At 58.0% G+C, this 1768-nt stretch carries 3 protein-coding genes; all 3 read right to left on the bottom strand.

Going from position 1 to position 1768, the window contains the following annotated elements:
* Window positions 1-57: 57 nt before the first annotated feature.
* Window positions 58-705 carry a tail assembly protein gene (locus ACJHXA_RS23795; RefSeq protein WP_208482581.1) on the bottom strand — a complete coding sequence of 216 codons (648 nt, stop codon included), beginning with the start codon at window positions 703-705 and terminating at the stop codon, window positions 58-60.
* On the bottom strand, window positions 603-1346 hold the full coding sequence (locus ACJHXA_RS23790) for a C40 family peptidase (RefSeq protein WP_208482582.1): 744 nt from the start codon (window positions 1344-1346) through the stop codon (window positions 603-605). Before ACJHXA_RS23790 ends, ACJHXA_RS23795 begins: the two co-directional genes overlap by 103 nt.
* 5 nt (window positions 1347-1351) lie before the next feature.
* A partial coding sequence (locus ACJHXA_RS23785; protein ID WP_283512393.1) for a phage minor tail protein L occupies window positions 1352-1768 on the bottom strand: 417 nt, incomplete at its 5' end.

Below are 1768 nucleotides of genomic sequence, written 5' to 3'. Positions count from 1 at the left end.
TCACGCTCCATAAACGACAAAACCGCCCGCAGGCGGTTTCACATAAAACATTTTGCATCAGCGGCCAATCACCACAACCTGACCACCATCCCCTTCGTCTGCCGTGCTGATCTCCTGAGAAACCACCCGCGACCCCATGCGCATTTCACCGTACAGAACAGGCAGAACATTGCCCTGGGCAACCATGTTATCCAGTGACGAGAAATACGTGTTCTGCTTACCGTTATCCGTGCTGGTCGTTGTTACGGTACTGGCTTTCGGTGCCAGCATCTGCGCCACACCGCCAAGGATCATACTGGCCCCCGCAGCATACATGCCCGATAAAGCCGCAGCTCCCAGCCAGCCTGCAGGGTTCCACCACGCCACCGCAATCAGCGCCGCACCCAGCACCGCCTGAAACACACCGCCACTTTTTGCTCCCGCAAGACGCGGAACGATGTGGATCACGGCACCATTTTCCAGCGGCTCATTAAGACGGGCTGATAATTCGTTTTCGCCTGCATCACGCCCGGCAATGCGCACCTGATACCAGCCCTCATTCAGTTTCTGACGAAACGCCGGGAGCTGTGTGGCCAGCGCCTGGATGGCTTCGCCCCCCGTTTTCACACGAAGGTCGATGCGGCGGCCAAATCGTTGCAAATCCCCGTAAAGGCAGATGCGTGCCATGCCCGGTGACGCCAGAGGGAGTGTGTGCGTCGCTGCCATTTGTCGGTATACCTCTCTCGTTTGCTCAGTTGTTCAGGAATATGGTGCAGCAGCTCGCTGTCGCCGCAGTAAATAGCGGCATGATTCGGCACCGATGAACCAAAGCAGCACAGCAGCACATCGCCCGGCTGCGCCGCTGACAATGGCACCTGATACAGCCCTGTGGCCTCCAGATTATCCAGATAGAGATTCTGGTCGTTACGCCACCAGTCATCCTCGCGGTGAAAATCCGGCATCTCAATCCCCGCCAGATGGTAAGCGTCCCGGAACAGCGTGTAACAGTCCGTCACCCCGTGCTCAAAGCGCCGCCCGGTGAGATACGGCACACAGCGGAATTTATGAATCTCCCCGCGGCAAGCCAGCCACCACGGCAAATCACTCTGTACCTGTAGCCGCCGGTCGGCTTCACTCAGCCAGGGCAGACCACCGGGATGGCTGTGGACCAGCGCGACAATCTCACCCTGCATCTCTGCCTGCAGCCAGTCCTCCGGCGACATCCGGAAATACGCCTCCGGCTCACCGGAGATATTCACGCAGGGAAAATATCTTTCCCCCTCCGGCGTTCTCACCACGAAGCCGCACGACTCCGCTGGCGCACATCGTCGGGCGTGCGCCAGAATCGCTGATTCTGTCTCTGTCATGGGATTTACTGCGAAAGTTTGTTAATGGAAAGGAAGCCGCCAAAGTTGCCGACGTTATTGCGAAACTTACAGCCACTCAGGCATTTGCTACATTTATCCTTCGTGATATCGGACGTCGGCTGGTCATATTCATCCGCGACAGCCGGACCATTATAACCGCACTCATCACCGCGATAGGTCCAGGTGCAGGTGTTGGCCAGCATGATGCGCCCCGGAAAAACGGCACCATCCGTTTCCGTCGGTGTGGACAACACAAAGGAGGCACTGACCGCGCTCAGTTCGCTGCACTGCTCGATGCGCCAGCGGCTGATCACCTCCTGCTCCGGATCGGCGTCACTGTTTCCGTTGACGAAGTTCACCGCATCCAGAAAACGGGCGTAAACCTTACGCCTGACCACCGTTCCGCCGACCAGACTCTGCAG

It is taken from the genome of Escherichia sp. WS33 (assembly GCF_046486385.1).
In the GTDB taxonomy this organism is placed as follows: Bacteria; Pseudomonadota; Gammaproteobacteria; order Enterobacterales; family Enterobacteriaceae; genus ECMA0423.
Note: the sequence above shows the minus strand (reverse complement) of the source record. Positions and strands in the feature narration are given on the sequence as shown.